Below are 7,405 nucleotides of genomic sequence, written 5' to 3' on the forward strand. Positions count from 1 at the left end.
ACCACGCCCCACGGACAAAACGCCTTTGCCTTTAACAAAAAAATAACCCAACACATCGGCCCGGTCCGCCAAACAGACGGGGCCCCCGCCTGTCCGGGGGGGCCCCCTTCTGGTTGTTATTCGGACCGGCGCCCCATGTCCGGATCGATGTCGTCACTCTTCGGCGCGTTGGCGATCTTCTGGTGTACGTACCGGCCGCGGATCTCCTCGGTGGTCAGTACTTCCCAGCCGTCCGGAAGCCCCTTGTCCGCCTTCTTCAGCTCAGCCGTCCACGCCGCGACCAGAGCCGCCCGGGTCGTCGGCACCTGCGACTCAGCCGGTTCCCGCGCACTGACCGTCACCGGGGGAGTGTCGTCGTCCTGCCCGGCCGCCGCAGCGAACGCCACTGCCCCGCCCGCTACCAATGCCGCTATCGCCAGGGCCCATACCCGACTACGTCCCACCGTGTTCCTCCCTCACAGCCGCACCTACCCGTACCGTGCCACAACCCCACCCCCGACGTCAGACACGGCAGCTGTAGTCCTTGATCTTCGACCGGTTCGTGCGCAGATCGCCGACTGCTCCCCGCGTCGGGAACCGCACCTGCCGGCCCGGGGCTGTAGAACGTTCGGCCCTGTCTCGGATTCGGCCGGCCGTTGACCCAGACGTCGGCCACCTGATTGGCCCCGGCGAACTGCAGGAACAGCATCTTCCCGGCCGGACGGCCCGCCACCGTGACGTATCTGCGGTACCAACCGGCACCGCGGTAGTAGCTGTTGTCGCCGTCAGCGCCGTCGACTGCGTTCCACGTATGGGGAGTGTTGACAGTACGTCCCAACAGTGTCCCGACGAGGGGCGGCTGTCCCAACGTGGTCCCAACGTCCCGCCACCGGGGTCGAGCACCGGCACCGAGACTTGTTACCTGACCATCCTTGCGAGGAGTGTGGCGAGGTCGGCGAGGAGCTGGAACCAGGGACGGGCTCGCTCCGCCCGACGACCGAGTCGTCGACCCCAGCTCGGCGGCCGTCCGCCTTCCCGCCGCCGTAACGCCCTGTCCCGCGCCCGCTGTAATGCCCTGATCCGTCGCGTTCCGATGCCTTCGCGTCGCGTCATGTCAGGACGTTAGCGGCGCCGCGTTCGGGGACGCAGGGCGTGGGACCGCCAAAACGGCTGGGCGGTTATTGGGGGTAACCCGCAAGCCGGGTGGGCCGAAATCAGTGGCTCGGGGACGCGCCCAAACCGCCGGCCGGCCGCCCACGCCCAACGCGGAAGCGGTCATCAGCCCCGGGAGTCACGGCCGGATCAGACCCAAGTAGAGGCTCCCCGTCGCGCGTCTGCTGGGCGCCACGAGGGTCATCGGGAGCACCCGTTCGCCGGACAAGGCCGAGCGGCTGCGGACCGAACTGGGCTGACCTTCCTGACTTCTGTCCGGGTGCTGCCGCCGCTCACCGCGGAGGCGACGGACCCATACACATAATCCGGGACAAATCGGGAGGGGGGTCAGAGACGACGGTCCGGCGCAAGCCGGGGCGCATGACACTTTGGTGGTATGTCCCCAGCTCAACGGCCCTCCCTAGCATGACGTCGAGTATCACGGCACATCTTGACCACACGTCATATGGAGATCCACCATGGCCACCGACGAAGGCGTAGCAGCGCCGCCCAGCCCGCCCGCCGTCGCGCCCCCTACGCCGGGCAACGCCACAAGGAAGGCGCGACTGGCCTTCTTCGTCATCTCGGCGGGGTTCTTCCTTGCCCAGCTCGACACCCTCATCGTCAACGTCGCACTTCCGACCATCAATCGGGATTTTCACGGCAGCACACTCTCAGGCTTGTCATGGACACTTAACGGCTATGCCATCGTCCTGGCCGCCCTGATGGTCCCAGCGGGCCGCTGGGCCGACCGGATCGGGCGCAAGAACGTCTTCCTCATCGGTGTCACCCTGTTCACCGTCGCCTCTTTGCTCTGCGGTGTCGCGACCAACGTCCCCTTCCTCGTCGTGGCGCGCGTGCTTCAGGCCATGGGCGCCGCCGCACTCGTACCGACCTCGCTGGGGCTGCTGCTCGCCGCCGCTCCGCCCGAGGGGCGCGCCAAGGCGGTGAGCGCTTGGGCCGCGATCGGCGGCTCCGCCCCCGCGTTCGGCTCGCTCGTCGGCGGCGTGCTGCTGCAGGCCGACTGGCGCTGGCTGTTCTTCATCAACCTCCCCGTCGGCATCTTCGCGGTCGTCGCGGGCCTGCGCGCGCTGCCCACGGAGGAGAAGCCCGAGCAAGGCCCCTTCCCGGACGTCTTCGGTGCGGTGCTCCTGATGATCTCCATCAGCGCCATCACGCTCGCTCTGGTCAAGGCGCCCGAGTGGAGCGCGAGCCGGATCACCGGGCTGCTCGTCCTCGCGGCGGTCGTCCTCGCCTGGTTCGTCCTCCGCTGCACACGGCACCAGAACCCTCTGGTGGATCTGGCGCTGCTGCGCGTACCGGCCTTCACCATGGCCAACATCAGCGCTCTGCTCTACAGCATCAGCTTCGCCGCTCTCGTCTTCTCGTTCATGCAGTGGTGCCAGGACGTCTGGGGCTGGTCCGGTGTGCGGACCGGGCTCGCGATGCTGCCGGGGCTGGCCCTCGTCCCCATCGCCGCCCGGCTGGCCGCGCCGGTCGTGAAGGCGATCGGTGCCGCCTCCGCGGTCGCGGCAGGCTGCGCCGCCATGACCGTGGGCGTCGTCTGGTGGATCGCCACCGCCGAACTCCACCCGCAATACGTGAAGGTGCTGCTCCCCGGCGTCCTGTTGTTCGGTGCCGGCTCCGCCCTCGCCATCACGGCGCTGATGAACGCGGCCACCGCCGGTCTCCCCCCGACCGCCCTTGCCACGGGTTCGGCCATCGTCAACATGGTCCGCCAGCTGGGCATGGCGCTCGGCGTCTCGTTGTTCATCGCCCTGCTGGGCACACCCGGCACGCCGGACGCGGCGCGGACCGCCTTCGAGCGCGGCTGGATCCTCACCGCCGCGGCCGGAGGCGTGGCCGCCACCGTCTCCCTGGCCCTCGGGCTCTGGCTGCGCCGTGCCGCCGCGAGGCAGGCAGCTGAGGCGTCCGGCGCGTGAGCGCCGATTAGACAGAACTCCGGTACGTCAGGCCCGTACGACTCGATGTCGTACGGGCCTGACTCTGTCCTACGGGCCTGACTCTCGTACGTCGTACGGTCCCAAGCCGTCGCCATGCACACGAAAGTGCGCGGATCGCACCTGGTCGGTGCGATCCGCGCACTTTCGTGTGCATGGCCGCCGCACGGGGCTGCCCCCCGGCCTGGGGGTAGACCGGGGGGCAGGCTCAGGATGGAGCGGGCGTCAGGCGCTCGGCGAGAGCTCCTGCGCCACGCTCCGCAGGTCCGCGGCCTGGGCCATGATGCGGCGCGTCTGCAGACTGACCCCCATCAGGGTCCCGTCGGGCGTCCACAGCGAGCCCGACTCAAGGGTCCAGCCAAGGCCCGCCTGTTCGGTCCGGACCTGAATCAGCGCCCAGTCGTCAAGGCCCCCGTGGGCCACCTGGTCGGTGAAACGCACCGAAATCTCGGCCGAAGGCACCGGGACGGGCTGGTCCAGGACGCCGTAGAGCGCCGGCGGCATCGAGTCGAGCAGCACGAACACCGCCTCCGCCGGCTCCAGATCGAGGTTCTTCAGCCGTATCCACGCGGTCAGCCGGGCGTCCTCGCCCCCGGCGAGGGGGCGGACCGCGGAGGCCATCCGGATGCTCAGATGCCGGGCGACCGGAATGAGGTCCGGCAGCAGGTCGAACTCCGGGCAGTCTGCGACGTCCGGGACGTCCGGCATCCGGGGCTTGCGATACAGCATCCCGCTCTCGGGGCCGTCCTCGGCGAACAACGAGGTCGCCGAGGCGGCGGGCTGGCCGTCGTGGTAGAGCGTCGACCTAGTCACGGCGCTCGACAGGTTGCGCTGTTGGACCTCCGTGGACAGGCGCAGCGGCGCCGTGCGCACCGGGGCGAGGAATGAGGCGTGGACGGAGCGCGGGGTCATTCCGCCGGCGAGACGCCTGGCGTGCCGCATCATCATCGCGGCGAGCAGTCCGCCGTGCGCGGAGTGCCACGACCACCACGTCGGGTCGAGTGCGGGAAGATCAACGTCACTGCTGGTCAGATCCGGCAACGGGACTCCTTCGTGTCGTACGTGCGTCGGACGGTGGGAGCGTGCTCGACGAACGGGAACCCGGTCGGCGGCCCCCCGGGCCGGCCGCCGCGGGCGGGGACGGGGCACCGCCGCGCAGACGGTGCCGGAGGTTGACCAGACCCGCCCGGGCGAGCACCCGCGGAGCGAGGAACTCCCTGACCCCCATGAAGCGGCTCGCGTACCGGTGCAGATGGCGGGCCGTCTGCGGATCACGGACCGCGGCGGCGAACATCTGCCGCTCGATGGGGTTCATCGGCCGTCCGCCGGCGTAGTCGGCGATCAGGAACTGCTGGCCGCGCAGGCGGGCCCGGCGCACCCGCCGGTACTCGGCCAGGCCGCGGTCCACCTCGCCGGGACCGAGGTGCAGTCGCTCGCTGGTGGCGGCCACGAGCCAGGACGCCGACTGGAAGGCCCAGCCGCAGCCGACGCCCCAGATGGGGTCGGAGCACAGCGCCGCATCACCCACCAGTGCCAGGCCGGGCGCTGTCGGCTCGCGGTCCAGCAGCGGATAGTCAGTGGTTCCGATGATCTTCGACACGCGCTCGCCGGCGCTCAGGTCGGGACCGTTCGGCAGCCTGCTCAGATACTTGGTGTAGGCACCCTCCAAGTCCGCGCGGAACTCCGGGAGATGGTGTTTGCCGGGCGCGCAGGCGATCGCCGTGAGCCCGCCGTCCGTCGGATTGGCGTACGCCATGTCCGGGCCGAACCAGATGTAACTCACGTCCGACTTCGGCAGCACGTCCCCGCGGTAGTACGCGAAGTAGCTGAAGCGGTTGTTGGGGACGGACTTGGTGGGCAGCTCCGCGAATTCGGCGACGGACGAGTTCCGGCCGTCGGCGCCGACGACGAGCCGCGCACGGATCTCCCGCTCCGCACCGTCCTTCCCGACCCGTACGCCGACCGTGCGTCCGCCCTCCCGCACCAGGCCGGTGACCTTGGTGCCCAGATGCGTGTCGACGCCCTCCGTCTCCATGGCGATACGGCGCACGATCGGGTCGATGGTTTCCCGGCGCACGTTGTAGCCGTACGGCAACGGCTCTCCGCCGGAGGCCGGTTCGGGCTCGATCCAGCCCCAGCGGGTCCACCACGCGACCGGGAGGGTACGCGGTGCGCCCGCCTGCTCGATGAGCGGCGGAATGCCGAGCTCCCGCATGATCGGCACTGCGGAAGGCTGGATGTAGTGGTTGCACAGGACCTTGTAGGCCTCGGGGCTCTTGTGCCGCTCGATGAGCGCGACGCGGGCACCCGCCCGTGCGTAGAGGATCGCCGCGGTGGAGCCGGCGATGCTGCCGCCGACGACGGCCACGTCATAGGCCGGGGCGCTCACGATGCCTGCGGCTTCCTGACGGCGGCGACCTGGCCGTACATGTCGAGCAGGTTGTCGCCGACCCAGTACTCCGCGATGAGGCCGTTCTCGTCCAGGCGCAGGATGTCGTGGCCTTCGATGAAGACCTCGGTGCCCGCGGGGGCGGTGGCGCCGCGCGGCTTTCCGCCCTGCCAGACGCCACGGAAGCTCCAGCGGCCGATGACGTGCTCGTCGCTGACGAACGGGCCCACCGTGGTGATCATCTTCGACTCGGAGAAGTACGAGTGCCAGACGTCGATCCAACGGACCACGGCGCCAGGGCTGTTGATGGTGTGCGATTCCGGCATTTCGTAGGCGGCCAGATGGCACACCAGGTTCGGCGCGATGATGGTGTCGCCGACGGCGAACTTCTCGGAGTCCGGGAAGTCGCCGCTCCACAGGCCGATCCAGCGGTGCCACAGATCGGCCTTGGCGCGCACCGCGGGTGTCTCCACGACGGTGTTGGACATGTGCGTCCCTTTCATGTTCCGGGTCGTATGTCGTTGGGCTGCTGGGGAAGTCGGGGCGATGGGGTCAGGACCTGACCGGGTCGTGGATCGCGCCCAGCCGGACGTACATGTCGATGAGGTTGTCGCCGACCCAGTACTCGGAGATACGGCCGTCCTCGACCCGCAGGATGTCGATGCCGGCGAACTCGACCTCGGTCCCCGCGGGAGCGGTCGCGCCCAGCGGCTCGCCGCTCTGCCACACGCCGCTGAACCTGCGGCGCGCGAGGATGTAGTCGTCGTTGACGAACGGGCCGAACTCGGTCGCCAGGAGCGACAGGGAGAACCGGGAACGCCAGTGCTCGAGCCAGCGGACCAGGGAGGCCGGGCTGTCCACCGGCTCCGCGTCCACGGGCCGGCCGAAGGCAGGGAGATGGGTCTGCAGCTTGGGGGCGACAACGGACTCGGCGAGGTCGAAGTTCCCGTTCCACAGGTCGACCCAGCGGTGCCAGAGGTCCGTGTTGACGTGGCCCGCAGGGGCTTCTCGCACAGCGATGGACATGGGATTCCTCTCTGCGGACGCCCGGTCGGGCGCCCGATCTTTCTGAATGGCGGTGTTCTGGTTGCTGTGACCTGGTCGCGGTGTGTCTCGGTGGCTGACCGGCACGAGGCGCCCGTCAGCTCGAGGCGTCGATCAGCGCGAAGATCTCGCGCGGGCTCGCCGGCGCCGCGAAGAGCTCCTCGAGCTCGTTCACCTCGTCGGTGATCCGGCCCGCGTCCGGTGCGGCCACGCCGGTCGGGCTGGACACGCTCTGGGCGAGGTGGGCAGCGATGGCCTGCGCTGTCGGGTGGTCGAAGACGAGTGAGGCGGGCAGGCGCAGGCCGGTGGCGGCGTTGAGCCGGTTGCGCAGCTCGACGGCGGTCAGTGAGTCGAAGCCGAGCTCCTTGAGCCCCCGGTCCGCCTCGACGGTCCCGGCGTCGGCATGACCCAGGACCGTCGCCACGGCTGTCCGGACCAGCTCCAGGGCCCTGCTCTCCCGCTCCACCACATTCAGGGCGCCGATGCTCTGCAGCCACGTTCCGCCGGCGACGGCCGACTTGGCGCCACCCGCCCGGCGCCGCGCGGGTACCAATGTGCGCAGGAGGGCAGGCAGTTCGTCACGCGCGGTGGTACGCAGGGACGCGCGGTCGAGAGCCGCCGCGACGACCAAGGCAGTGTCGGTGCGCAGGGCGCTGTCCAACAGTGCCAGACCGGCGGCGGTGGGCAGGGCCTTGATACCGGAGCGGGCCAGACGCGCCCGGTCGGCGGTGTCGAGTCGGCCACTCATGGTGCTGGCCTGGTCCCACAGCCCCCAGGCAAGGGAATGCGCGGGCAGCCCCTGAGCCTGGCGGTGCGCCGCGAGGGCGTCGAGGAAGGTGTTGGCCGCCGCGTAATTGCTCTGTCCCGCGTTGCCGATGAC

General features: G+C 69.8%; 7 protein-coding genes. 1 reads left to right on the forward strand and 6 read right to left on the reverse strand.

Annotated features, from left to right (window positions below; genetic code table 11):
• Positions 1 to 116: 116 nt before the first annotated feature.
• Positions 117 to 443 (reverse strand): hypothetical protein, encoded by a 327-nt coding sequence (locus ACIBK0_RS12800; protein ID WP_399078664.1) that lies wholly within the window; start codon positions 441 to 443, stop codon positions 117 to 119.
• 1,167 nt (positions 444 to 1,610) lie between these two features.
• Between ACIBK0_RS12800 and ACIBK0_RS12805 the strand changes: the two genes are divergently transcribed.
• Entirely contained in the window at positions 1,611 to 3,074 is a 1,464-nt protein-coding gene (locus ACIBK0_RS12805; RefSeq protein WP_399078666.1) for an MFS transporter, read from the forward strand.
• A 243-nt stretch (positions 3,075 to 3,317) separates the two neighbouring features.
• Here ACIBK0_RS12805 and ACIBK0_RS12810 read toward each other — a convergent pair whose 3' ends face one another.
• From ACIBK0_RS12810 to ACIBK0_RS12830, 5 genes are all read right to left on the reverse strand, one after another.
• Positions 3,318 to 4,133 (reverse strand): thioesterase family protein, encoded by an 816-nt coding sequence (locus ACIBK0_RS12810; protein ID WP_399078669.1) that lies wholly within the window; start codon positions 4,131 to 4,133, stop codon positions 3,318 to 3,320.
• Complete coding sequence (locus tag ACIBK0_RS12815) at positions 4,111 to 5,481, reverse strand: NAD(P)/FAD-dependent oxidoreductase (protein WP_399078671.1); 1,371 nt, start codon at positions 5,479 to 5,481, stop codon at positions 4,111 to 4,113. The genes ACIBK0_RS12810 and ACIBK0_RS12815 overlap by 23 nt, the downstream gene beginning before the upstream one ends.
• Positions 5,478 to 5,969 (reverse strand): hypothetical protein, encoded by a 492-nt coding sequence (locus ACIBK0_RS12820; protein WP_399078673.1) that lies wholly within the window; start codon positions 5,967 to 5,969, stop codon positions 5,478 to 5,480. The genes ACIBK0_RS12815 and ACIBK0_RS12820 overlap by 4 nt, the downstream gene beginning before the upstream one ends.
• Positions 5,970 to 6,033: 64 nt before the next feature.
• Entirely contained in the window at positions 6,034 to 6,507 is a 474-nt protein-coding gene (locus tag ACIBK0_RS12825) for an ester cyclase (protein ID WP_399078675.1), read from the reverse strand.
• A 115-nt stretch (positions 6,508 to 6,622) separates the two neighbouring features.
• The coding region (locus tag ACIBK0_RS12830; protein ID WP_399078677.1) for a beta-ketoacyl reductase at positions 6,623 to 7,405 on the reverse strand (783 nt) is incomplete at its 5' end.

This window comes from Streptomyces sp. NPDC050564 (assembly GCF_044457265.1).
GTDB lineage: Bacteria > Actinomycetota > Actinomycetes > Streptomycetales > Streptomycetaceae > Streptomyces.